The organism is Williamsia sp. 1138 (assembly GCF_002095435.2).
In the GTDB taxonomy this organism is placed as follows: domain Bacteria; phylum Actinomycetota; class Actinomycetes; order Mycobacteriales; family Mycobacteriaceae; genus Williamsia.
Genome location: NZ_MJEJ02000046.1, coordinates 122,043 through 146,416, shown reverse-complemented (window position 1 = coordinate 146,416; position 24,374 = coordinate 122,043). Strand labels below are relative to the sequence as shown.

Here is a 24,374-nt window from a genome sequence, read left to right as displayed (position 1 = left end):
CAGGAGACACGATGGACTACGGAATCGTCCAATTCACGAGTGATCGCGGACTGGCGCCGGCGATCCTGGCCCCGTTGGTCGAGCAGGCCGGATTCGACGCCTACTTCGTGCCCGAGCACAGCCACATCCCGACGAAGCGGGACGCGGCGCACCCGCAGACCGGCGACTCGTCATTGCCCGACGATCGCTACATGCGCACGCTCGACCCCTGGGTGTCGCTCAGCGGCGCAGCTGCGGTGACGTCCAGGATCAGGCTGGGGACCGCGGTCGCGTTGCCGGTGCAGTCGGATCCGATCACCCTCGCGAAGGTCATCGCCACACTCGATCACCTCTCGGGAGGACGCGTCACACTCGGTGTCGGCTTCGGCTGGAACCTCGATGAACTGTCGGATCATCACGTGCCCCCGAAGCGCCGTCGCACGATGCTTCGCGAGTACATCGAGGCGATGACCGCGCTGTGGTCACAGGAAGAAGCCGAGTACGCAGGCGAGTTCGTGAACTTCGGTCCGAGTTGGGTATGGCCCAAAACCGTGCAGCAACCGGGTCCGCCGGTCCTGGTCGGCGCCGCAGGCAACGAGAAGAACTTCAAGTGGATCGCCCGCAGTGCGTCGGGCTGGATCACCACGCCGGGTGAGCAGGACATCGAGCAATCGGTGGTGCTGCTCAAGCAGATCTGGGCCGATGCGGGGCGCGAGGGTGAGCCCCAGATCGTGGTCCTCGACTTCAAGCCCGTGCAGGAAAAGCTGGACCAGTGGCGCGAACTGGGAGTCACCACCGTGCTGTACGGCGTCCCCGACGACAGCGAGGAGCGGGCGAGCGCGTACCTGACGAAACTCGCGGGCAAGCTGGGGCTGAGTCCGGCGACGGTCTGACCGCCGACCGTGCCAATACGTCCGCCGACCTTGCCGACAACGCCGTCGAGCGGGCCGAAACTGTTGGGGGTCAACGTGTGATGAAGGATGCGACATGACAGAGGACCACTCGGCATTGCCTGAACTCGGTTGTTACGGACTGGCGGGCCATTCGAACAGCCCTCGCGACCTGGTGGGCGAGGCCGAGCTGGCGGAGCGGTTGGGCATCGGGTCTCTGTTCTTGTCCGAGCGGTTCAACACCAAGGATGCGGGTGTTCTGGCGGGGGCCGTCGGAGCGGTGACCGAGCGACTCGGGATCGCCTCGGCAGCAACCAATCACAACACCCGACACCCTTTGGTCACCGCGACGATGGGCACCACGCTGCATCGCCTGACCGGCGGGCGATACGCGCTCGGCCTCGGCCGCGGATTCGACATGCTCTTCGACGTGATGGGTCTGCCCCGGATCACCTCGGCGCAGATCGAGGATGCCGTCGGTATCTACCGCACTCTCTGGTCCGGCGGCAGCGTCGTCGGGCACGATGGCCCGGCAGGTGAGTATCCGTTCCTGATGCAAGACCCGTCGTTCGACGAAGACATCCCGATCATGATGGTCGCGATCGGTGAGAAGACCCTGAAACTCGCCGGCCGCATCGCCGATGGTGTTGTGCTACACACGTTCTTCAGCGATGAGACACTGTCGAGGTCGGTGCAGACGATTCGCCGGGCCGCGGAAGAGTCAGGACGCGACCCGGCGGGCGTACGCATCTGGTCCGTACTCGCCACCGTCGAGGACTCGATATCCGAAGAGCTGAGACTGCGAAAGCTCGTGGGCCGGATGGCCACGTACCTGCAGGGGTACGGACACGTGCTGGTGCAGGTGAACGGCTGGGACCCCGCGGATCTCGAGCGGTTCCGAAACGACGAGTTCGTCAAGAACTTTCCCGGCGCCTTCGACGCGATCGGTACGGTCGACGATCTCACCCGGGTGGCCGAGCTGTTGCCGGACCACTGGCTCGCCGCGTCGGCGACCGGGTCGGCGGCGCAGTGCGCCAAACGTGTTGCCGACCAATTCGACTGCGGTGCCGACGGAGTGATCCTGCATGGCGCCACCCCGACAGAACTCGCGCCGGTCCTCGAGGCCTGGCGCCGTGTGCGGCCGACGGGTCGCTTCGATCACCTACCTGCCAATCCAGGAAGGGTCGCATCATGACCGCACCCATCGTCACGTCCATCGACCAGGTCACCGCCGAATGGCTCTCCGATACGTTGGGCAAAGACGTGGAGACCGTGACGACCGCGCAGATCGGCACCGGTCAGATCGGGACCTGCTTCCGGCTGGACCTCACGGGTGTCAAAGATCCGGTGCGTATGCTGGCGAAGCTGCCCGCCGTGGATCCGGCTACGCGCGAGATGCTCTCCGGTGTGTATCGGTCGGAGGTCAGGTTCTACAGCGAGATCGCGGCCACCGTTGCGATCAGGGTCCCGGAGTGCTACTACGCCGACATCTCTGATACCGGAGCGGATTTCACCCTCCTCCTGCAGGACATGAGCCCGGCGGAACAGGGCGATCAGCTCGCCGGTTGTACGGTAGCGCAGGCCCGGGACGCGGTGGAGAACCTGGCCGGTCTCCACGGCCCGCGGTGGTGCGACCCCTCGCTGCTCGAGATCGACGGCTTGGCGGTGAACGGGCCCGAGGACGCCAAACTCCTCGCCGAGATGTACGGTCCCGCCACGGAGATCTTCATCGACGGTCTCGGGGATCTGATCGCCGGCGAGGACCGGGCGACTCTGTGGAGATGTGTTGACGTGGCGGAGAACTGGGCGCTCGCACGCTCAGAGCGGTTCGGTCTCGTCCACGGCGACTATCGCCTCGACAACCTGCTCTTCCCGCCGAACGGCGGCGCAGGCGTGACCGCGATCGACTGGCAGACGTTGAGCCTGGCGCTGCCGGCTCGCGACCTGGCGTACTTCATTGGCACGAGTCTCTCGCCCGCCGAGCGTCGCGAGAACGAACGGGACCTCGTCGCGGACTATCACCGCGCCCTGCAGTCCCATGGTGCCGAGGATTACACCTTCGAGAACTGCTGGGAAGACTACTGTTTCGCGATGATCCAGGGTCCACTCGTGTCGGTGTTCGGTTGCGCGTACGGCACGCGCACCGAACGTGGTGACAAGATGTTCGCGGCCATGGTTGCCCGCTCCTGCGCCGCGATCAGAGATCTGGACACGATTGCGCTGGCGGGCGACTCATCGGCCGCGTGACGGTCAGCGCGCTGCGAATCCGGCGTCCACGGGTAGTGCCACCCCGGTGATGTAACGCCCCTCGTCGCTGACGAGGAAGGCGACCGCGTTCGAGATGTCTTCTGGCTCGACCCACGGCACGGGGATCAGATTGCGGGTGGCTTCCTGGGCTTCCGGGAATGCCTCGAAGATCTCTTCCATCAGCTTGTTGCGGATCATCGGGGTGTTGACTCCGGTCGGATGAATGGTGTTGACCCGAATGTTGTGGGGTCCCAGCCAATTCGCCCAGCTCCGCATAAGGCCGACCAGGGCGTGTTTGGCGGCCACGTAGCCGGTGTTACCCGGTGCCCCGACGCCGCCGGTACCTTTGAGGCCCTGCGAAGAACTGGTGAGCACGATGGATCCGGCCTTCGCGGAGATGAGGCTCGGGACCGCGGCCATGACGGTGTTGTACACGCCGGTGAGGTTGACGCCGATGACGTCGTGCCACGGCGTCTCGATGTCGGAGCCATCCTCGCCGAACACCGATATGCCGGCATTCGCGAGAATGATGTTCACTTTGCCGAGCTGCGCTTCGCCTTCACTGACAGCCGCTCGCAGGGCGGCCAGATCGCGTACATCGGCCTGGGTGGCGATGATTCGACGGTCCAAGGCCTCGACCTGCTTCACGGTCTCGGCGAGTTCCTCGGGTGTTCCCAGTGGATACGGCACGGTGGCGATGTCGGCACACAGATCGATCGCGATGATGTCTGCGCCCTCTTGAGCGAGCCGGATCGCATGGCTACGGCCTTGACCTCGCGCGGCGCCGGTGATGAATGCGACTTTTCCGTCGAGCTTGCCCATGGCGATTCTCCCCAGTTCGTTCGAGCGCAGAACCGAGCGGCCTGCGTTCTCTGTCGATGAACTTGTCAGACAGCGATTCTCGAGATGGACAGCTGTCTGGACTCTTGTATGAAGACTAGGGTACAGCGCGGCGTGTGTCCATTGTCGGATGAGAAGGTGGTCAAGAACCCGTCATACCGACTCGGCCGGAACGAAGACCGGCGACCACTCCGCCATCCACCAGCAGATCTGTGCCGGTGATGAAACTCGACTTGCTGTTGTCCAGCAGGAACTCGGTGGCAGCGGCGACGTCCTCTGCGGTGCCGAACCGCCCGGCGGCAGAGTCGGTGATCATCGACTCGTAGGCCTGGTGGGCGAAGTCGGCGTTGAACTCCTCCCAGCCCATCGCGGTGGCCACGACGCCCGGGCTCACGCTGTTGACCCGTGCGCCTCGGTCGCCCCACAACGGTGCCGCGGCCTGTACCCGGAGCTGATTTCCGCGTTTGCAATACCCGTAGGTCAGCGCCCTGGCGAGGTCGTCCGGAACATCCGGCATGTCGAAGATTGCCGCACCGGCCATCTCGTCGAGGGTGCCTCCGCCGAGTAACGCGGCGGAGGCGTCGTCGACCGCCGCGCCGAGGATGTGTCCTGCAACGCTCGCGATGTACACCCCGGCGCCGCCAGGGGCGATCACGGAACCGAACACCTCGAGCGAGAGGGCGGTGCCCACCAGGTCCACCTCGACGATCTGATGTGCCGGGGCCTGAGCGGGGGAGACGCCTGCGGTGTGCACGACGGATGTGATGTCACCGAGCTCGGCCGCCGTTGCCGCCAGGGCGCTCAGTGAGTCCCGGCAGACGACATCAACTCGTTGGGCGTGGATGTCGTAGCCGCTGTGTCGCAGCTGCTCTCGCAGGCTCTCGACGCGCTCGGCATTGTGATCGGCGATGAGCGTCGGCCTTCCGGAGCCGAGTCGGCGCGCGATCGCCTCTCCCATCCCGCCGACACCGATGACCACCAGGACTGATCCGGTCATTACTCACCTCTCGCCGACCGCCGAAAGTGGGGGAAGTTCGAAAACTATTGTCCGGGTGCGGATTGCAGCCCGGGTAGAACGTAGCGTCTGACGTGGCGGAGTACTGCGGTTTGGTCATCTGGGTCCAGGGTGTTCCCGGGAACCGTGGCCAGGCTGATGAGCACGCGAGCCACCCATTCCGACGCCTCGACGGTGTCGACGTCCGGATGGACCTCGTCACGCGCCCGTGCCTCGACCACGTACGGATGCCAGAATGCCGCGAGGTCTGGTACCAGGCCTTGGACGCCTGCCCCGGCGCAGGCAGCGAACTCGTCCGGTTCGGTGGTCCGGAGTTTCATCAGGAGCGCGCCGGGCTCGTCGTAGGCGGTGCGACCGATGGCCACGCCGGCGGCGAGCTGGGCGTCGAGCGTGCCGATCTCGGCGAGAGCGGCATGCGATCCGGCCCAGAAAGCCTCGTTCAGCCGGACGATCGCCGCGCCGAGCAAGGTCGCCTTGTCCGGGAAGTGCCGGTACAGCCATGCGCGCGACACTCCCGCGGCTTCGGCCACCTCGAGTACGGTGGTGGCCCGGATTCCCTTGGCGCCGAGGCATTGCTCTGCGGCATCGAGCAGTCGATCCTGCACGGACGTCGTGTCGGCGGTGTCGGTCACTGGTCGTCCTCACCTGTTGTCGGCCGCCGCAGACCGCGGTGGAGTGGATCAAACATAGCAAAACTTGTAGACAGATCTGCCGATCTGTGTACTCTGCGAGTGAACAAGTTCTATTTTCTGTCTACTCTGGCACGAGGAGCTGCAATGCCCGGACCGACCACAGCCGTCATCGGCGCCGGCATCAGCGGGTTGACCGCAGGAAAGATGCTCGGCGACTACGACATTCCGTACACGTGCTTCGAGTTGTCAGACCGGATCGGGGGCAATTGGGCGTTCGGCAACCCCAACGGTTACAGCAGCGCGTACCGGTCGCTGCACATCGACACGTCGAAGCACCGGTTGTCCTTCAAGGACTACCCGATGCCCGAGAGCTACCCGGACTTCCCCCATCACACCCAGATCAAGTCGTATCTCGAGGACTACGCGGATGCCTTCGATCTCAAGAAGAACATCGAGTTCGAGAACGGCGTGACGCATGCTCGTCGGCTGGCATCAGGCGGCTGGGAGTTGCAGACGCAAAGAGGCGAACAGCGTCATGTCGACCTCCTCGTCGTCGGCAACGGACATCATTGGGATCCGCGTACGCCGGCCTTTCCGGGGACGTTCACCGGGGAGTCCATCCATGCCCACGAGTACATCGATCCGAAAGATCCGTTGTCGTTGTCCGACAGACGAATCCTGATCGTCGGGATCGGCAACAGTGCCGCAGACATCGCGGTCGAACTCTCCTCGAAGTCGACCGGCAACGAGGTGACCCTCTCGACCAGGTCAGGGGCGTGGATCGTCCCGAAGTACATCGCGGGACGACCGGCGGACAAGTACTACAAGACAAGTCCGTACGTACCCCTGTCGTGGCAGCGCAAGATCGCACAGTGGGGGCAGCCGCTCTCGGCCGGACGGCCGGAGAACTTCGGTCTGCCCACTCCGAATCACAAGTTCTTCGAGGCACACCCGACCCAGTCCGTGGAACTCCCGTTGCGACTGGGGTCCGGCGATGTGACCCCCAAACCCAACGTCGCGCGACTCGACGGCCGTCGAGTTCATTTCGACGACGGCACGAGCGGCGACTTCGACGTGATCATCTACGCGACGGGCTACAACATCACGTTCCCGTTCTTCGACGAAGACTTCATCAGTGCACCCGACAACCACATTCCGCTCTACAAGCGGATGTTCAAGCCGGGTATCGACGATCTGGTGTTCATCGGGTTCGCGCAGTCGACGCCCACGCTGTTCCCGTTCGTCGAATGCCAATCCCGACTCCTCGGCGCCTATGCCGCGGGTCGGTATCGGCTGCCGTCGGAGGAGGTGATGGAGCAGGTGATCATCTCTGACCAGCAGAAGTACACCGGCCACATGCTGGATCGGCCCAGGCACACCCAGCAGGTCGACTACTTCATCTACGAGCACGACCTGCGGACCAAGGAGTTGCAGGCGGGCATGGACCGCGCCGCCGAACTCGGTGCACCGGCCTGGGCGGTGTCGGCATGACGGCGCAGGTGAATGTTCCCCGCGCAGAAGCCTTCGAGGCGGTGCAGTTCACGAGCGGTGGAACTGTCTGTGACGCTTGGTATTTTCGCGCGCAGAACGACGCTCTGGCGGGGGCAGCCGGACGACCGATCGTCGTGATGGCCCACGGACTCGGCGGCACGAAGGATTCTGGCCTGGCACCGTACGCGGAGCGCCTTGCCGCAGTCGGTCTGGATGTCTTCGCCTTCGACTACCGGGGCTTCGGCGCCTCTGGTGGTGAGGTCCGACAGTCGGTCTCCATCGACGGTCAACTCGAGGACTACCGGGCGGCGGTGATGGCCGCGGCGGCGCTCGACGGGGTTGACGCCGACCGGATCGTCCTGTGGGGCGTGTCCCTGTCGGGTGGACACGTCTTGGCGGTCGGTGCCGGTCGTGATGACGTGGCTGCGATCGTCTCGATGACCCCGTTGGTCAACGGCATGGCCGCAGGCCGCTTGGCGTTCGCGAATGTTCCGGTGGCTTCCATCGCCCGCTCCACGGGCCTTGGAGTCCGCAGCCGACTCCGGACCCGGGTCGGACGCACACCGTTGATGATGCCGATCGTCGCGGGGCCGGGTGAGATGGGCGCACTGACCCTTCCCGGCTACCGGGAGGACTATCTGGGGATCGCCGGGCCGACGTGGGAGAACACCATCGACGCAGCCATCGGTTCTGAGATCGGCTCGTACCGGGCAGATCGCCGCGCCGCCGACATCACCGCTCCGGTGCTCATGCAGATCGCGGACTTCGACCGGAGTGCCCCACCACAATCGGCAGCGAATGCAGCGGTCAAGGCGCGTGCCGAGGTGCGCCACTATCCGTGCGATCACTTCGGTGTCTACCACGGACAAATCTGGTTCGAACGTGCTGTGGCGCACCAGATCCACTTCTTGATCCGACACCTCACGCCGTCGCAGCCCGGTGTCGTCGACTCGTCGGACTCGTGAGCGCCAGGCGGTCGCCACAGACGGAGCGACTCGTCGATGTGATCGAGAGGCTTTCGTCGCCGCCAGGACGCAGTGAGAGTCTGACCGACCTCGCCGCCGCACTCGACATCGACAAGACGACCCTCTATCCGATGCTCACCGAGTTGACCAGGGTGGGATGGGTGGTCAAACACCCGAGCGCGAAGACCTATCAACTCGGCCCGGCCCTGGCCCGGATCGGGAGCGCGGCGGAGGCGGGTATCGCCGAGTTGGCGCCCACCGCAGAAGCCCTGTCCTCACTGGCAGAGGCCACCGGTAAGCGATGCTGTGTGGTGGTGCCCTCAGGCGACGATCTCGTTGTCGCAAGGGTGCAGTCGGCGACCGCTGACGACGCAGGCGGTCTCCAGTTGCGTTCCGGTGACCGTGTCGGATTCAGTCCACCACTGGGCGCCGTGCTGGTCGCGTGGTCGTCCGCGACCGTGGTCGATGCGTGGCTGGAGCGCAATCCGGCGTTGGCCGATCACTATTCGCGGTACCGCGACATCTTGGTCGCGATACGTCACAGGCATTATGCGGTTGAGCAGTACCCGGCGGCCGAGTCGGGTTTCGACGACAGGGCGGTTGCCGTGACGGGTGCGAACTCCTACGGTTCTCGGCGTACCTCCCGGTTCGCCGACGGGCAGCAGAGCAGACTCGGTGCCGACATCCTTGTCGGGGCGATCGACGATCACGCTCGCTACCGGCCGCTGTCGGTCAACGCCCCGATCTTCGGCGCGGGAGGCAATCCTGTTGGCGCACTGTGTGTCCTCGATGCGTCTGAACCGATCTGTGGATCACATCTCGTCGAACTGGGGCAGCTGGTCAGCTCTGTCGCCGACGAGGTCACGTCCCGGTTGGGTGGGCAGACGCCGTACCGCCCAGCGGGTTGTTGAAGAACCAGACATTCTCTTCGACGAGTTTGCGACTGCGCCAACCGGTGTCCGTCCGAACAAGGTCGTGGTGGTAACAGCCACCGCAGAAGCTGAGGCCATCGGTGCCGGGCAGCTGTATCGGGTTGTAGAACATGGCCCGCACCTTCGCGGTGTCACCATCAATCCGGCTCTCGATGTTGGTGACGAAGTGCTGACTCATGGTGATGAACTCGAAGTTGGCGCTGAGCCAGTCGGCGATCTCGTCGCGACTGCCCGCCCGGCCGTACGGCGCCGATGAGTAGTCGACATGTGCGTCATCGGTGAACACCGACCGCCACAACGTCCAGTCTCTGGTGTCGACGGCGCGGGCGTAGGTGCTCAGTAGGTCGGCGATCTCGAGTTTGTCGCTGATCTCTTGAATGTCCATGAGTGTGATCGGCCTTTCGCGGGTGCACCTGGATCATAGTCTGGATAGGTGTCTGTTTCGTGTGTACCGTTGAGCCGTGAACAGACGGCGCGTCATCGTATGGGGCACCGGAGCGGTTGGGGCGGAGGCGCTGCAGGCCATCATCGACACCCGCGAGGATCTTCAGATCGTGCGTGCCAGAGTGTATTCCGACGAGAAGGTCGGCGTCGATGTCGGTGCTCTCGTCGGCCGACCCCACCAGGGCGTGGCGGCGACCGGTGACTCGGCGGAGATCCTTGCCACGGAGGCAGACCTCGTCATCTACACCCCGCGTACCGCGTCGGTCACGGAGGTCTGCCAGATCCTCGCGTCGGGCAAGAACGTGTGCACGACGGCGTTCATGTTCCATCCGAACCGTCTCGATACCGCCGATCGCGAACGCGTCATCGCAGCGTGCGAGACCGGTGGAACGAGCGTGCACGGGAGTGGGCTGAACCCGGGCAATCTGTCCGGCGTCCTGCCGCTGGCGCTGTCCGGGATGAGCAAACGCATCGACAAGATCACCCTGCAGGAGCGCGCTGACTGGTCGGTGTACGAGAGCACGGGAATCACGTTCGACAACATGGCGTTTGGCGAGCCTCCTGAGACGATCAGCCCGACGGGTAGCGATTTCCTCGCCTTCAACAGTTCTCTGTTCGTAGAACAGGTGTGGTTTCTTGCCGACGCTCTGAACGCCGGCATCGATACGGTCACCGCGGATGTCGAAGCCGTTGCTGCGGTTGCAGATCACCAGATCTTCGATCATCTGTTGCGAGCCGGGACCACCGCCGGCCAACGCTGGCGATGGGTGGGGCGTCGAGGCGACGACGAACTCATCGAGATCGAGGCGCTGTGGACTGTTGGAGGTGAAGACCCTCCGCACTGGCCGAGGCCCAAGCATGGATGGACCCTGACGATCGAAGGCGAGCCGTCGATGCAGACCCACTTCTTCTCCCTCGCCAGCTTCACGCGTGACGCGCCGATCGCCGACCATGTCCACGCTGCCAGCGTCGCCACGGCCATGCAGACCGTCAACGCCATCGATGCGGTGTGCGAGGCCCCGCCTGGTCCTGCGACGATGGCCGACCTACCGCTTGTCCGCAGCCACTATGGCTTTGGCAACACCACGTCTGACCCGATTGCAAGGCCCAATCCACTCCCGTAGTGTCTGGACACGTGTCTGAACCGACTGCAGTTGAAGCGACCCGCCGGCGTCTGACCGGTAAGCGCGCGGACACGGTCCTCCGGCTCGGCGACGCCACGGTCGAAGTCCTGCGCCAGGTGGGTTATTCGGAGATGACAGTCCCCATGGTCGCCGCACATGCAGGCATGGCCCGGGCCACGGCGTACATCTACTTCTCCTCGAAAGAACACCTCGTCGCGGAGGTCTACTGGCGACGATTGGCGAGTATCTCGCCGCCCGACAACGATGCGCCAGAGGTTGCCGACCGCGTGGTCGCGGTACTGCGTCAGCTCGCCGTACTCGTCGCGGACGAGCCCGAGTTCGCCGGGGCGGTGACGAAATCGCTACTCAGCGACGACGCAGATGTGGTGGAGCTGCGAACGCAGGTGAGCCGGGTGATCCACAAATCGATCGCTGCAGCGGTCGGCACGGCCGGTGACTCCCAGACCATCGAACTGATCGAGCTGATCTATACGGGAGCCATGGTGCGAGCGGGTACAGGGCACTTCTCCTACGACGAGGTGGCGGATCAGATGGAGTCGGCCGTACGCCGCATTCTGGCCTGAACGGGTGTGTTTGTTCAGCTCATCGCGGCGAGGTGTTTGAGTAGATCGGGGTATCGGCGGGTGTGGGCGCCCCCGTTGACGTCGAATGCGGCGCCCGTGATCCACGCGGCCTTGTCCGACAGCAGGAATGCGACCATCGCCGCGATCTCCTCGGGTTTTCCGCTGCGTCCGAGCGGGGTGTTCTCGTGGTAGTCCTCGAGCATGCCGGGGACCAATGACAGCCCGGCCACCAATGGGGTATCGACCAGTCCTGGCGAAATGGCATTGACCCGGACACCCCGATCACCGAGTTCGAGGGCCGCGACCTCGGTCAGCATGAGCACCGCAGCCTTGGCAGCGCAGTACGCCGCCATACCCTTCGCCGGCTGGCGGCCGTTGAGTGAAGCGATCGTGACGATCGAACCACCGTCGAGGATGTGCCGGGAGGCGTACTTGAGGGCGAGGAACGTGCCGGTCTGGCAGACCGCGATCGTCGTGTTCCAGTCCGCGAGACTCAGATCGGCGATGGCGCCAGGAATGGTCAGACCGGCACAGTTGACCACGGACCGCGGCTTCCCGTACTTCTCGGAGACGTGGTCGAACAGTGCGCTCACGGATTCTTCGCTCGTGACGTCGACGGCTGCTGACACGCTCTGACCGCCGATCTCGCCGGCACGTTCGGCAGCGGCTGCGGCGTTCACGTCGGCGATGACCACCAGATCGCCGGTGCCGCTCAGTTCTTGCGCAGTGGCCAGCCCAATTCCGGACGCGCCGCCGATGATGATCGATACTGGAGATGAGCTCACGGGGTACTCCTCGGTAGGGGCGTGATGATGATTTTCTGCTGATCAGTGGGATGGCTGAGATCCTCTGCGACCTCCTGGAGGTCGTCGAGCGCGGCAAAGGCGCTGACATAGCCGTCGAGTCGCAACTCACCGCTCCCCAAAGCGACAGCGGCGGTGGCGAATTCGTCACGGGAGTAGTAGCTGACGAAACTCATGGTGATGTCTTTGACCACCGCGCCGACAGGCATGAAGGTGTCCTCGGTCATGCACACTCCCGCGACGACGACGTGACCGCCGGCGGCGACCGCGTCAACGCACGCGGCAACCATGCCGCTCTTGCCGACGCACTCGATCACGACGTCGAAATCGGTTCCCAGGGGAGTGGTCGTCGGATCGATGACACGGCTGGCACCCATGGCGGTGGCACTGTCTCGACGTCCTGGTACCGGGTCGGCCACAGTGATGTCGGCGATACCTCGATGTCGAGCCCAGACCACGATGGACAGGCCCACGGGGCCGGCTCCTATGACCAGCACTCTGTCGCCGCTGCGGGCGTGCCCGCGATTCAAAGCGTGCAGACCGACCGCGAGTGGCTCGACGAGGGCACCGGTTCGCAGGTCGATCGACGGTTCGAGCGCCACGGTCTCAGATGCGGCGACGGCGACGTACTCGGCGAATCCGCCGGAACGGACACCCAAGCCGAGAGGTTGCGGGGTGACGCAGCGCGCCGGATCGCCTTCCGCGCAACGGCGGCATCGCCGGCAGCCGATCACCGGCAGAGCCGCTGCGGGGGTGCCGATCGGCCACCGCCCGGCAACGTCGGGTCCGGCCGCGACAACTTCTCCGGCGAACTCGTGACCCATGATCGTCCCGTCGGGCAACAGTGGATAGGTCTTGAGATCGGAACCGCACACCCCGCAGCCGTGGACGCGCAAGATCAATTCGTCAGGTCCCGGCTGCGGATCGGGAACCTCTCGAACGGTGAATTTCCCGCCTTCGATCACTGCTGCCCTCATGATGATCGATTAGTTCACATGCGCATTCTCGATGTCAATGGCGGTATCCGATGATTGGTTGTGTAGCAATGCTTTTCGACCCGCATTTGCACTGTGCGAACATCTTGCGCAGGTGATGCGCCTCGATACACTTGGTCTATGCCACGCGACGAGAGCAATTCGACGGTCACGGTTGGAGGGTTGGGGTTCGATGTCCGATCCCGGCCGGGTGGAGAAGGCGATCCGGTGATCCTGCTCCACGGCTTCCCGGAGACATCCGCGTCGTGGTCCACGGTTGCGGACTTGCTGGCCACCGCAGGAATCGCCTCATACGCACCGGACCAGCGGGGATATTCGCCGGGTGCACGACCAACGGATATCGCCGATTACCGTCTACAGGAACTGGTCGGCGACATCGTCGGTCTCTGCGACGAGTTCGGCCTGGAGCGAGTGCACCTTGCCGGACATGACTGGGGCGCCATCGTCGCCTGGGCGGTCGCGGCGGCGCATCCAGAGCGGGTCACGACGCTGACCGCGGTGTCGGTGCCGCATCCGGCGGCATTCGCCTGGGCCAGGGAGAACGACCCCGATCAACGTGAACGGTCGGGGTACATGGAGTTCTTCGCGAAGCCGGATGAACCGGAGCAGGCGCTGCTCGCCGACGACTGTGTCGCTCTGAGACTGGGATTCGGCGACGTCGTACCCGCAGACGCCGTGGCTGAACACCTGCGGGTCCTCACCGCGCCCGGGGCGATGACCGCCGCACTCAACTGGTACCGCGCGATGGATCCGGCCGATCAGGAGATCGCCGACGTCACGGTCCCGACCACCTTCATCTGGAGTTCTGGTGACATCGCGATCAGGCGAGCCGGCGTCGAGCGGTGTGGGCAACACGTCAGCGGGCCCTATCGCTACATCGAGATCCCCGACGGAAGTCATTGGGTGCCAGAAGAGTTCCCGAGCGTGGTCGCTGACGCGATCACCGTGCAGATCGAGGCGTATCCGAGCGGCGCACCATTGCCGCCACGTTGATCGGAAGGGTTCGCCGGAGATGGGTGCCGATCACGACGACCGTCGGGTTCAGGGAGACAGCCAGCTCGGTGTCGGAGCGATCGTCGAACCGGACAGCAGCATGAGGCCGATGTTGTAGGCCAGGAACACCAGGTTCAACAATCCGGCCAGTGCCAGGAGCCGGACCACGGTGGGCACGCTTCCGCGTAACGTGTCGATACCGGGATCGAGGCGCGAGAATCTGTTGTCACCCCGGAAGAACATCAGCATTCCGGGCAGTGCCCAGACCAAACCGAGCATCACACCCTCGTACACCGGCCACTGGTCGATGGTCCCGCTGTGGAATGCGAGGGTGTCGCTGACCCGATTCCACACCAGCAGGCCTTGCGAGATGCCGGCCATCTCGAATGCTCCATCGATGACGATGAATACGAGCCACACCGTGATGATCAACAGGGTGGGTGAGGAGATGCCGAGACGGCGCAGTCCACACAGGATCGAATAGCTCAGGAGCCCGAAGATCGGGAGTAGGGCGAAGAAGACGAGAGCCTCGAACAATGGCTGTGGCAACGTGGGTCCGGAGACGGGAATGAACGGCAGATGCGTGACCCAGTCCCCGTTGTCCCGGAAGTATGCGTTGTACGTGAAGTTGTGATCGACCGCGTTGACGAGCGGGTCCTGCCAATAGACCGCCGACCATGCGAACGTCAGCAGGACCGGCCAGGTCAGGGTGCGTCGACGCCGGCAGTCGACGACGAGGAAGATCAGCCATCCGAGCGCGAGGGTCACAAGGATGACCTCGGCTCGCCGGACATTGGCGAGGACCTCGTCCGAGATCGGGTCTGATCCGCGCGGTTGTGCGATCCGGTCCGAGAGCAGCCATGCGATGTAGGCGTACGCCTGGACGATCAGGAAGCCGGCACCGACGACTGCCAGCGCCAGTGCCGTATTCCTCTGGCGGCGCTCACGATCCACCGCGATCAGGACTGCTGATCCAGATATGACTGCCGCAGCACCCGTTTGAGCAACTTGCCGGTGGCGTTGCGCGGAAGTGGCCCCGGTGTGATGAGCACTTCGTCGGGAACCTTCAATGAGTTCAACGTTGCCCCGACGATCGCCTTCACCTCGTCGCCGGTGATGTCGGCGTCGTCCGCCCGCGGACACACTGCCGCGATCAGACGTTCGCCCAGCCGTGGATCCGGAACTCCGAACACGGCCACCTCGGTGAATCGATCGGACGCTGCGAGAACGGATTCGACCTCCACACACGAGATGTTCTCACCCCTGGTGATGACCAGGTCCTTCTTGCGGTCCACCAGATAGACCAACCCGTGCTCGTCCACGTATCCGATGTCTCCGGTGCGCAGCCACGACCCGTCGAATGCGGCCTCGGTGTCGTCGGGACGCCCGAAATAACCCTTCATGATCAGACCGCCGCGCAGATACAGTTCGCCGGCGCTGCCTGCGGGCACGTCATGTCCGTCGGCATCGATCACGCGCACATCCATGGTCGGACTCATCGGTCCGGCGGTCTCCGGAAACGCGCCGAGGATGTCGCCGCCTGCGGTGCACACACTCCCGCCCACCTCGGTCATGCCCCATCCGGAGCTGCGGCGTGAATGCGGTAGGCGGGAGGATATCTGGGCGGTGATGTTGGGGGGCGTCGCCTGCCCGCCAGGTACTACGTTGACCAGGGTTCCGAGTTTGTCCTCTGCACCCTCGATTGCCATCAGATCGCTCACGACCATGGGCGGACCAGACATCAGGGTGATCCCGTGCCGCTTGATCAGGTCCGCGGCCCGGTCCGGATCCCAGCGGTCCATGGTGACGATGAGACCACCCGAACCCATTGCGGACGACAGTGCGGCCAGCCCCGACACGTGGAACAGCGGGAAGATGAGCAGTGCGCTGATCTGTGGCATGAAGCCGCGCACTTCGTCGACCGAGAGACCGTAGGTGTGTGCCGCGAAGGCGATGTTGGTGTCGGCGACGAACCGCATGTTCAGGACCACGTTGCACATGTTGCGATGCGTGAGCTCAACGCCTTTGGCGGCACCTGAGGTGCCTGAGGTGAACAAGATGAGTGCTGTCGAGTCCGGTGCGGCGGGCGGGTCGGGCAGGTCGGGATGGGCATGGTCGATGATCTCGGAGAGGGCAGCGACCCCTGCGACGCCCGTCTGTGCCGTGATCAGCCCGGTCTTCGGGTCAGCTGTCCGAACGAGCTCGATACGTCGCGCATCGACAACCGTCACCGCAGAGGGGACGTCGCTCATCGCGGCGGTCAGTTCGGCGACCGAGCTGCGTGCGTTGTAGAGCACTGCGACGCCACCGGCGCGCAGGATCGCGAAAAGTGTTACGAGATAGGCATACTGATTGCTCATCACGATGCCGACGTGATCACCGGTGGCTATCCGGTAGTCGCGGACGAGTGCAGTGGCAAACCGGTCGGCGGCGGCGAACACCTCGCCATAAGTGTGGGCGGTGTCGCCGTCGGTGACCAGCAGGTTGTCGCCGTCGGCGCGGCCGAGCGCCGCGAAGACGTCGTACAGGTTCGATTCAGCATTGCGATAGGTGCGGATCGGCTCGCCGCGCACGATCGTCGAGGTCATCTCGAACGGTGCGCCCGGCGAGGTCAGCGAGCGTTCGATCTCTCGGTACGTCTCGACGACGGACTGGGTGTCCACGGTTCCCTGACTCACACGCCTGCTCCTTGATGCGCGGTCCGCGGGGAACCGAGCGAGATTTGCACTGTGCAAACAATGAGACCTAGGTCACAGTTTGTTGTCCTCATTTAGTCATAGAGGCCTTTATGTGTCAATCGCCACGGAACGGCTCGGGACTCGCTACTGTGCACCGATGGTCATCAGCGCCAAGGGAACCCGGCTCAACCGGCGCGGGCTGGAAACTCGTCGACACGTGCTCGAGGTGGCGATCGCGTGCCTGGCTGCCCACGACGCTGCCGACCCGGCCAGTGCGAATCAGATCGCCAGAGAGGCCGGCGTCACGTGGGGGACGGTCCAGCATCAGTTCGGTGACGTGGACGGACTGTGGGCGGCGGTGCTGGAGCTCATCTTGGATGAGTGGGAACTACTTCCCCCGTCCGACTCCTCGCCCGGTATCTATTCGGAGACGACGGCGGATCGCGTTGCCGCGATCGTCGACCGGTTCTGGAATCTGCTGGGGACACCCCGGGCCCGGGCGGTCAACAACCTCCGGACCCTGCTGCCGGGAGATCGATCCGAACTCGAGTCGGCATACCCGCAGACCGCACGAGCGATCGCTGACTGGGACCGGGTGTGGACCGCTTCCTACGAAGGTGCGTTCACCGGACTGCCCGTGAACTCCGAACGGCTGCGCCGCGTTCGGATCTTTCTGCCAGGAGCGCTGCGCGGATTGCGCGCGGAATTCGAGATGAGCACCTATGCCGATGAGTCCGAGGGGCGGCGCGGTTTGGTCGAAGCGATCGTCGTCTATCTGGCCACGGAGGATTGATGACGGATTCTGCTGAATCGGACACCGCCGGTGGTCTATCTTCGACTAGAACGTGTTCTCGTTGGAGTTCGCGTGGTCGTCCCAGGGGCTTGCCACCTGCGGAATTGTCACAGCGGAGAAGTCATAGAGGAGTTTTCACATGACCGCAGCTCTCGAATCGGTGTCCGTGTATCGCGAGCTCGAGTCGGAGCTGACCGGTCCACAGGGTCCGTTCGCTCTGACGACGCTCGACGTTGCGGGTGAGTCCATGAGGGTCTACCGCGAGACCCCGGGCAGTCTCGACGACGTCCTGCGTGGTCTGACCGATGCCTACGCCGACAGCGTCCTCGTCGTCGAAGAGGATGTCGAGTACACCTATGGTGACGTCGCCGAGCTGGCGGACCGGTTGGCCGGAGCGCTGGACACGGAATACCGGATCGAGGCCGGGCAGCGGGTCGGGGTGATCATGAGAAACCAGCTCGCCTTTGTTGTTTCGCTGATGGCCATCGCGCGACGTGGCGCAGTGGCGGTGTTGTTCAACAGTCGCGAGAGCCCCGGGCAGATCGGTGCCGCAGTGGCCGACGCCTCCTGTGTCGTGGTGATCGCAGACGGTGCGCGGGCCGCGCTCGTCCGGGAGAGCGATGTGCTCGCCGAACTGATCGTGGTCGGCGGTGAGTTGCCCGCCGGTCCGGCGCGGGACTATGCAGACCTCATCGCGACCGGATCGGCAAGCCCCGAACCGGCGGCCGTGACCGCGGACTCCCCGTGCCTGATCCTGTTCACCTCCGGTACGTCGGGCCGAAGCAAGGGTGTGGTCCTCACCCAGCGCAACGTCTGCACGATGATCATGAACCTGCGTCTGATCAAAGAGATGAACATCGCGGTGAATGCTCGCAAGTACGGTATGGAAGCCGACGCCTTGCGCGATCTGATGCCGAAACTGTCGGCGCTGCTGATCTTTCCGCTGTTCCACACGTCGGGACTCGTCTCGTTGCTCACGACGATGACATCCGGTGGTTTCGTGGTGATCCTGCGGAGATGGGATCCTACGGCGGCGATCGAGATGATCTCCCGGCACAAACTGGCGATGCTCGCCGGCCCGCCGATGGTCATCACGGACCTGCTGTCGGTGAACCCTCCGCCCGAGGCGGTGGCCAGTCTGGTGAACATCTCCCCGGCGGGCCAGGCGACCCCACCCGATCTGGTGGCGAGAATCGGTGCGGTGCTACCGTCCGCCGGCCGTAGTGTCGGGTGGGGGATGACCGAGGCCACCGGCAGCATCTGTACGGCGGGCGGGGATCTGCTGGCCGCGCACCCGGATTCGTCCGGACCGGTGAGTCCGGTGATGGATGTCCGGGTCGTCGACCCGGCGGGCTCCGTCGCGCCACCCGGCGCGATCGGTGAACTCCAGGCCCGCGGACCTCTGATCATGGCCGGATATCTCGATCGTCCGGAAGAGACGGCGGCGGTTTTAGACGGGAGCTGGTATCGCACCGGCGATCTCGGTTATCTCGACGACAACGGACTCGTGTTCGTGGTCGACCGCAAGAAGGACATCGTCATCTCGGCCGGCGAGAACATCTATTGCGCCGAGGTCGAATACGCGCTCATGGCTTCGGGTCTCTTCGCCGAGGTTGCGGTATTCGGTGTCCCTCACGAGCGCCTCGGTGAGACGGTGGTCGCCGTCGTGAACACTCACGACGGCCGGGAGATGGCCGTTGCGCAGGTCCAGGACATCGTCCGGGAGACGCTGGCAGAGTACAAGATACCCACCGACGTGGTCTTCGACCTCGGGCCGCTTCCTCGCAACGCCACCGGAAAGATCCTCAAGCGGAAGGTACGCGAAGCCTATTCGGGCTGAGGTTCTGACCCGGACGGTCACGTGTGGTCGAGCAATCGGCCGACGTGATCTTTTGTGCTGTGCGAGAAACGCTTTCGAAAATAGACACTCGTCGATTCGGTTGACGATACTGCGGTCCATGCGTAATGTCCCTTACGTTCCACAACAGAAGTGATCTGTATCACCGTCGCTTCGTCCTTCACCCTCGCGTGCCGGATTCGCCGGCCGAACAGTCCCACCGCGGAGGTGTATCGGCGTTGCACATCTCGTTCGCCTCACCACGGACTGAAAAGGACACCACATATGAAGGCACGCAACGTGAGTTGTCGAAGGCATAAGGCACTTGTCGGGGTCGGCATCTCGCTGCTGGTCGCGTCGCTGGGAGTCACTGCGTGCAGTGACGGCTCGGACAGCAGCAGCGACAGTTCGGAGTCCTCGTTGGCGACGACCGCGCTGCCGGTGAACGAGGCGACCGGTGCCCCGATCAAGATCGGGTTCATCAACAGCGAGGGTGGCTCCTTCGCATCCTTCCCGGCCAATCGGGAGAACGCCGAGGCCGCCACCAAGTACATCAACGCGAACCTGGGCGGAATCGGCGGTCGGCCCATCGATCTCGTCGTGTGCAAGCAACAGGAAGAGCCGGCGTCCGCGACGAGCTGTGCCAACCAGATGGTCGAGGAGAAGGTGTCGGCCGTCGTCGTTCCCGGCGGAGCGCAGGGCGCGGCGATGTTGCCGATCCTCTCGGGCGCGGGGATCCCGTACACCGGTCCTGTCGGCGTCACCCCGATCGAGCTGACCTCGCCGGATTCGTACATGTACACGGCGGGCCTGCCGGGTGTGTTGTCCGGAATGGCAGAATATTCGGCGAAGAACGGCATCAAGAAGATCGCACTCCTGTCCGGCGACGGTGGCGGGACCCCTGCCGCGATCTCGGCCATCGGCACCCCGATCTTCTCCGCGGCGGGCCTGGAGTTGAAGGTAGTCCCGATCCCTTCGGGGGTGCCGGATCCGACGCCACAGGTGACCGCGGGTCTGTCTGACAACCCGGACGCGGTGGCCATCGTCGGCGACGCGAACATGTGCATCACGGTGCTCAAGACCATCCAGACCGTGGCTCCCGGAAAAGAACGATTTGTCGTCCCGACCTGTGTCGCCCCGGAAGTCGTCGAAGCAGTTGGCGGTTCGGTCATCGAAGGCATCATGGACTTCACCACCGTCGACCTGTATTCGGATGAGCCTGACTCGGTGGAGTACCGCTCGGTGATGGAACAGTATGCGCCGGAGACAGATATCCGCGGGTACGGATACACCGGCTACCAGGGCGTCATGGGCCTGTACCGCGTCATCCAAAACCTGACCGGCGACGTGACTCCGGCAGCGGTCACAGAAGCCTTGCGGACCGCGAAGAACACCCCGTTGCCACTCGGTACCGGATTGACCTTCACCTGCGACGGAACCGCGATCCCGCAACTGAAGTCGATCTGCAGCAAGTCGCTGTTGATCGGTGAGGTGGACAGCCAGGGCCGTCCGCAGAATCTCACCCCCGTCGGTTAGATCCGTTCGACTGCCGGTTCGTCTGTGTCGACGAGAAGTTGGGAATGAAGTAGATGACCGAACACTTTGCCTATCTGTTCCTAGGTCTGGGCAATGGTGCGGTGTACGCCGCCCTCGGACTCGCGTTGGTGATGACCTTCAAGAGTTCGGGGGTGGTGAACTTCGCCACGGGCGCTGTGGCGCTGTACACCACGTACACCTACGGCATGCTTCGCCAGGGTGAGTTGCTGAACCCGATTCCCGGCTTTCCCTCGTCGATCGATCTCGGCGGCGATCTCGGACTTGTTCCGGCTGTGGCGATTTCGCTGGTGGTCGCGGCGATCCTCGGGGCCGTGCTGTATCTGGCGATCTTTCGCCCGATGCGGTCGGCGCCCGTGGTCGCCAAGGCCGTGGCCTCGATCGGTCTGATGCTCACGATTCAGGCGCTGCTCGCGTTGCGGTTGGGGACATCGTCGGTTCCGGTGGCACCGATCTTCGAGCCGGGGACGATCTCGATCGGAGAGAGCCAGGTGCCCACGGACCGGATCTGGCTCGCCGTCGTGATCGTCGCGCTGGCGACCGTGGTCGCGCTGGCATATCACTTCTCCCGGTTCGGTGTCGCGACCGAGGCCGCTGCGGAATCGGAGAAGGGCGCCTTCGTCACCGGACTCTCGCCCGACCGCATCGCGATCAGCAACTGGGCTCTGTCCTCGGTGATCGCAGGGCTGGGCGGCATCCTGATCGCACCGATCGTCCCGCTCAGTCCGATCGCCTACACGATGTTCATCGTGCCGGCGCTGGCCGCGGCCCTGGTCGGCAACTTCTCGTCGATGGCGCTCGCAGTGGCGGCGGGGCTCGGTATCGGCGTCCTGCAGTCGGAGGGGACCCACTTTCAGAGTCTCTACGACTGGGTACCTGATTCAGGTGTGTCCGAGGCTATTCCGCTGATCCTGATCCTGGTCTTCCTCGTGGTGAAGGGGCGGCCCCTACCCAGTCGCGGTGCGATCGTGCATCAGAATCTTGGTCGTGCGCCTCGTCCCAGACGGGTCCTGCTACCGGCGATCGCCGGTACGGGCGTCGCGGTCGTGGCGGTGTGTCTGACCTCCGGCAGCTACCGGGGGGCGATCATCGCGACGTTCATCTTCGCGATCCTCGGACTCTCTCAGGTGGTGGTCACCGGCTTCGCCGGGCAGGTCTCATTGGCCCAGCTGACCCTGGCGGGCGCGGGTGCGTTCGGACTCAGCGTGATGAACACCGAGCTCGGTATCCCGTTTCCGTTCGCGCCGATCCTGGCCGCGCTCATGGCGACGGTGATCGGCGTGGTGGTCGGTCTGCCGGCGTTGCGGATCCGCGGTTTGCCGTTCATGGTCGTGACCTTGGCGCTCGCGGTGTTCTTGGAGGCCTTCTGGTTCCGCAATCCCTCGTTCAACGGCGGGATCGAGGGCGCGAACTTCGACGCGCCCGAGGTCTTCGGTGTCGATCTGGGCATCGGTGCGGGGGAGAACTATCCGAGGATCTCGTTCGGGCTCATGTGCCTGATCATCGTCGTCGCCGCGGCGGTCGGCGTTGCCTTGTTGCGGCGTAGCCGGCTGGGTTCGGCGATGCTCGCGGTGCGGGCGAACGAGCGGGCCGCGGCCGCGGCAGGGATCAACGTGTCGCGAACCAAGTTGGCCGCGTTTGCGATCGGGTCGTTCCTGGCGGGGATCAGCGGCACGTTGCTGGCCTACCAGCAGACGCTCGCGACCGCGGGGTCGTACAGCGTCTTCGCGGGTATCGCGATCTTCGCCGTCATCTACACCGCCGGGATCACCTCGGTGTCCGGAGGTTTGCTGGCCGGGGTGCTGGCACCGGGCGCACTGTTGTTCGTCTTCCTCGACCGCGCTTTCGATTTCGGCGACTACTACGCGTTGGTCAGCGGGGTGCTGTTGATCGTCACCGTGATGGTGAACCCGGACGGTATCGCCGGGCGGGTGCAGCAGGCGATCGCCTCGCGCCGACGGCCTGCCGGCACCACACCGACGGGCTCTGAGGTGGCCGGATCTGCCGACGAGGCCGACTCCGTCGCACGCGTGTCGACATCTGACGTGCCGCTGCTCACGATCTCCGGGGTGGGGGTCAGCTACGGAGCTGTGGCAGCGGTCAGCGATGTGTCCTTCGAGGTGTTCGAGGGCGAGATCGTCGGCCTGATCGGTCCCAACGGCGCCGGCAAGACCACCCTCATCGACGCCGTCAGCGGATTCGCCGACGCCGACGGCACCGTGACCCTGGGCGCGCAGAGCCTCGATGGCGTCTCGCCGCACCAGCGCAGTCGCCGCGGTCTGGGCCGCACCTTCCAGGACGTGGAACTGTACGACGACCTGTCGGTGCACGAGAACGTCACCGTCGGTGCACGTGGGGGCGCAAGCGGATCCGCCGGTGTCGACGCGGTTCTGGAACGACTGGGACTCGGTGGTGTCGCAGACGTCACGGTCGCATCCCTGTCGCAGGGGCAACGCCAACTGGTGTCGGTGGCGCGGGTGCTCGCAGGCAATCCCTCAGTGGCGTTGCTCGACGAACCCGCCGCCGGCCTCGACAGCACCGAAAGCCGTTGGCTGGGTGCACGTCTGCGTGCCGTCCGCGACACCGGCGTGACCATGCTGCTGGTCGACCACGACATGGAACTGGTCCTGTCGGTGTGCGACCGGATCATCGTGCTGGATCTGGGCAAGGTCATCGCAACAGGAACACCCGAGGTCATCCGGGCTGACGAGGAGGTCATCCGCGCCTACCTCGGTGTGCCGAAGGCCGCGGGGAAGTCGTCTCCACCCACCGAACTCACCAAGCCAGGAGTGACGTCATGAGTGCGCTGGTCTGCGCCGGACTCGAAGCCGGATACTTCAAGCGAAGTCCGTGCGTGCGCAACGTCGATCTCACCCTCGAGGCCGGACAGGTGCTGTGCCTGCTCGGGCCCAACGGTGCCGGGAAGACGACCTTGCTGATGACGCTGGCCGGGTTGCTGCCGCGTTTCTCCGGTTACGTCAGCGTCGGCGACGCCGCGGTCAAGAGCGGAAGTCCTCGTGCGGCAGTGAGTTCAGGTCTGGTCCTCGTCCCCGACGACCGCGCCCTGTTCCGCGGCCTGAGCGTGCGCAAGAACCTGCAGTTGGCCACTCGGGGCCGCGATCGCGGCAAACAGGCGCTCGGTGAGGTTCTCGACCATTTCCCGGCTCTCGGTGCGCGTCTGAAAGTAGACGCCGGACAACTCTCCGGCGGCGAGCAACAGATGCTCGCCATCGGACGCGCGCTGATCCAGCAACCCAAGGTGCTGCTGATCGACGAGCTGAGCATGGGACTGGCCCCGGTCGTCGTCGAATCGATCCTGCCGATCCTGAGGACTGTCGCAGAGCAGCGTGGAACGGCGGTGATCCTGGTCGAACAGCACGTGCACCTGGCACTCGAAGTCGCCGACCGAGCAGCAATCCTGGTGCACGGCGAGATCGTCCTCACCGAGGCCGCGGACGCCCTCCGCCACGATCCCTCCCTGGTCGAACGCGCCTACCTGGGCGCCCGTAAGGACGACTCCGAGAGCGTGGTCGTCGCGACCGACCCGGCGACCTGATCGCCGGGCCGCGTCCATGCAC

22 protein-coding genes are annotated in these 24,374 nt (G+C 64.6%); 14 read left to right on the top strand and 8 right to left on the bottom strand.

The window, feature by feature from the left end:
- Window positions 1-11: 11 nt before the first annotated feature.
- The 3 genes from BH683_RS16905 to BH683_RS16895 all read left to right on the top strand — a co-directional run bounded on the left by BH683_RS16905 (window position 12) and on the right by BH683_RS16895 (window position 3,116).
- Window positions 12-872, top strand: a complete 861-nt coding sequence (locus tag BH683_RS16905) for an LLM class F420-dependent oxidoreductase (protein ID WP_084837435.1) — start codon at window positions 12-14, stop codon at window positions 870-872.
- Window positions 873-966: 94 nt separating this feature from the next.
- Window positions 967-2,064: a TIGR03857 family LLM class F420-dependent oxidoreductase gene (locus BH683_RS16900; protein WP_084837434.1), complete on the top strand. Its 1,098-nt coding sequence runs from the start codon at window positions 967-969 to the stop codon at window positions 2,062-2,064.
- A complete protein-coding gene (locus BH683_RS16895) occupies window positions 2,061-3,116 on the top strand; it encodes a phosphotransferase (protein WP_084837433.1) in 1,056 nt (351 codons plus the stop codon). Before BH683_RS16900 ends, BH683_RS16895 begins: the two co-directional genes overlap by 4 nt.
- Window positions 3,117-3,119: 3 nt before the next feature.
- Here the strand turns inward: BH683_RS16895 and BH683_RS16890 are convergent, their stop codons facing one another.
- The 3 genes from BH683_RS16890 to BH683_RS16880 all read right to left on the bottom strand — a co-directional run bounded on the left by BH683_RS16890 (window position 3,120) and on the right by BH683_RS16880 (window position 5,603).
- Entirely contained in the window at window positions 3,120-3,938 is an 819-nt protein-coding gene (locus tag BH683_RS16890; RefSeq protein WP_084837432.1) for a mycofactocin-coupled SDR family oxidoreductase, read from the bottom strand.
- Between the two features lie 160 nt (window positions 3,939-4,098).
- The gene (locus tag BH683_RS16885; protein ID WP_084837431.1) at window positions 4,099-4,953 is read right to left on the bottom strand and encodes an SDR family oxidoreductase; all 855 of its coding nucleotides are present in this window, start codon (window positions 4,951-4,953) and stop codon (window positions 4,099-4,101) included.
- A gap of 44 nt (window positions 4,954-4,997) precedes the next feature.
- Window positions 4,998-5,603 carry a TetR/AcrR family transcriptional regulator gene (locus tag BH683_RS16880; RefSeq protein ID WP_084837430.1) on the bottom strand — a complete coding sequence of 202 codons (606 nt, stop codon included), beginning with the start codon at window positions 5,601-5,603 and terminating at the stop codon, window positions 4,998-5,000.
- Window positions 5,604-5,747: 144 nt separating this feature from the next.
- Between BH683_RS16880 and BH683_RS16875 the strand changes: the two genes are divergently transcribed.
- The 3 genes from BH683_RS16875 to BH683_RS16865 are packed head-to-tail and all read left to right on the top strand — an operon-like array spanning window position 5,748 to window position 8,970.
- A complete protein-coding gene (locus BH683_RS16875; RefSeq protein WP_084837429.1) occupies window positions 5,748-7,094 on the top strand; it encodes an NAD(P)-binding domain-containing protein in 1,347 nt (448 codons plus the stop codon).
- On the top strand, window positions 7,091-8,059 hold the full coding sequence (locus BH683_RS16870) for an alpha/beta hydrolase (RefSeq protein ID WP_084837428.1): 969 nt from the start codon (window positions 7,091-7,093) through the stop codon (window positions 8,057-8,059). The genes BH683_RS16875 and BH683_RS16870 overlap by 4 nt, the downstream gene beginning before the upstream one ends.
- Window positions 8,056-8,970, top strand: coding sequence for a helix-turn-helix domain-containing protein (locus BH683_RS16865; RefSeq protein WP_168187063.1), 915 nt, complete (start codon window positions 8,056-8,058; stop codon window positions 8,968-8,970). Before BH683_RS16870 ends, BH683_RS16865 begins: the two co-directional genes overlap by 4 nt.
- Here the strand turns inward: BH683_RS16865 and BH683_RS16860 are convergent.
- Window positions 8,921-9,376 (bottom strand): nuclear transport factor 2 family protein, encoded by a 456-nt coding sequence (locus BH683_RS16860; RefSeq protein ID WP_084837426.1) that lies wholly within the window; start codon window positions 9,374-9,376, stop codon window positions 8,921-8,923. The genes BH683_RS16865 and BH683_RS16860 overlap by 50 nt on opposite strands.
- Window positions 9,377-9,452: 76 nt before the next feature.
- On the opposite strand from BH683_RS16860, the gene BH683_RS16855 reads away from it, so the two are divergent.
- Window positions 9,453-10,559 carry a dihydrodipicolinate reductase gene (locus BH683_RS16855; RefSeq protein WP_084837425.1) on the top strand — a complete coding sequence of 369 codons (1,107 nt, stop codon included), beginning with the start codon at window positions 9,453-9,455 and terminating at the stop codon, window positions 10,557-10,559.
- A gap of 11 nt (window positions 10,560-10,570) precedes the next feature.
- Window positions 10,571-11,143 (top strand): TetR/AcrR family transcriptional regulator, encoded by a 573-nt coding sequence (locus tag BH683_RS16850; RefSeq protein WP_084837509.1) that lies wholly within the window; start codon window positions 10,571-10,573, stop codon window positions 11,141-11,143.
- Between the two features lie 14 nt (window positions 11,144-11,157).
- Here the strand turns inward: BH683_RS16850 and BH683_RS16845 are convergent, their stop codons facing one another.
- A complete protein-coding gene (locus BH683_RS16845; RefSeq protein WP_246833430.1) occupies window positions 11,158-11,928 on the bottom strand; it encodes an SDR family oxidoreductase in 771 nt (256 codons plus the stop codon).
- Complete coding sequence (locus BH683_RS16840; RefSeq protein ID WP_084837424.1) at window positions 11,925-12,923, bottom strand: alcohol dehydrogenase catalytic domain-containing protein; 999 nt, start codon at window positions 12,921-12,923, stop codon at window positions 11,925-11,927. Before BH683_RS16840 ends, BH683_RS16845 begins: the two co-directional genes overlap by 4 nt.
- A 138-nt stretch (window positions 12,924-13,061) precedes the next feature.
- Between BH683_RS16840 and BH683_RS16835 the strand changes: the two genes are divergently transcribed.
- Complete coding sequence (locus BH683_RS16835) at window positions 13,062-13,934, top strand: alpha/beta hydrolase (protein ID WP_084837423.1); 873 nt, start codon at window positions 13,062-13,064, stop codon at window positions 13,932-13,934.
- 48 nt (window positions 13,935-13,982) lie between these two features.
- Here BH683_RS16835 and BH683_RS16830 read toward each other — a convergent pair whose 3' ends face one another.
- Both BH683_RS16830 and BH683_RS16825 read right to left on the bottom strand, forming a co-directional pair.
- Window positions 13,983-14,888, bottom strand: coding sequence for a spirocyclase AveC family protein (locus BH683_RS16830; protein ID WP_168187062.1), 906 nt, complete (start codon window positions 14,886-14,888; stop codon window positions 13,983-13,985).
- Window positions 14,889-14,893: 5 nt separating this feature from the next.
- Entirely contained in the window at window positions 14,894-16,612 is a 1,719-nt protein-coding gene (locus tag BH683_RS16825; protein WP_246833429.1) for a class I adenylate-forming enzyme family protein, read from the bottom strand.
- Between the two features lie 157 nt (window positions 16,613-16,769).
- On the opposite strand from BH683_RS16825, the gene BH683_RS16820 reads away from it, so the two are divergent.
- The 5 genes from BH683_RS16820 (at window position 16,770) to BH683_RS16795 (ending at window position 24,352) form a co-directional block, all read left to right on the top strand.
- Window positions 16,770-17,405, top strand: coding sequence for a TetR/AcrR family transcriptional regulator (locus tag BH683_RS16820; protein ID WP_084837506.1), 636 nt, complete (start codon window positions 16,770-16,772; stop codon window positions 17,403-17,405).
- A 139-nt stretch (window positions 17,406-17,544) separates the two neighbouring features.
- Window positions 17,545-19,245, top strand: a complete 1,701-nt coding sequence (locus tag BH683_RS16815) for a class I adenylate-forming enzyme family protein (protein ID WP_084837421.1) — start codon at window positions 17,545-17,547, stop codon at window positions 19,243-19,245.
- A 282-nt stretch (window positions 19,246-19,527) separates the two neighbouring features.
- Entirely contained in the window at window positions 19,528-20,778 is a 1,251-nt protein-coding gene (locus BH683_RS16805) for an ABC transporter substrate-binding protein (RefSeq protein ID WP_084837419.1), read from the top strand.
- A gap of 53 nt (window positions 20,779-20,831) precedes the next feature.
- The gene (locus BH683_RS16800) at window positions 20,832-23,597 is read left to right on the top strand and encodes a branched-chain amino acid ABC transporter permease/ATP-binding protein (RefSeq protein ID WP_084837418.1); all 2,766 of its coding nucleotides are present in this window, start codon (window positions 20,832-20,834) and stop codon (window positions 23,595-23,597) included.
- Window positions 23,594-24,352, top strand: coding sequence for an ABC transporter ATP-binding protein (locus tag BH683_RS16795; RefSeq protein WP_084837417.1), 759 nt, complete (start codon window positions 23,594-23,596; stop codon window positions 24,350-24,352). The genes BH683_RS16800 and BH683_RS16795 overlap by 4 nt, the downstream gene beginning before the upstream one ends.
- The last annotated feature ends 22 nt before the right edge of the window (window positions 24,353-24,374 follow it).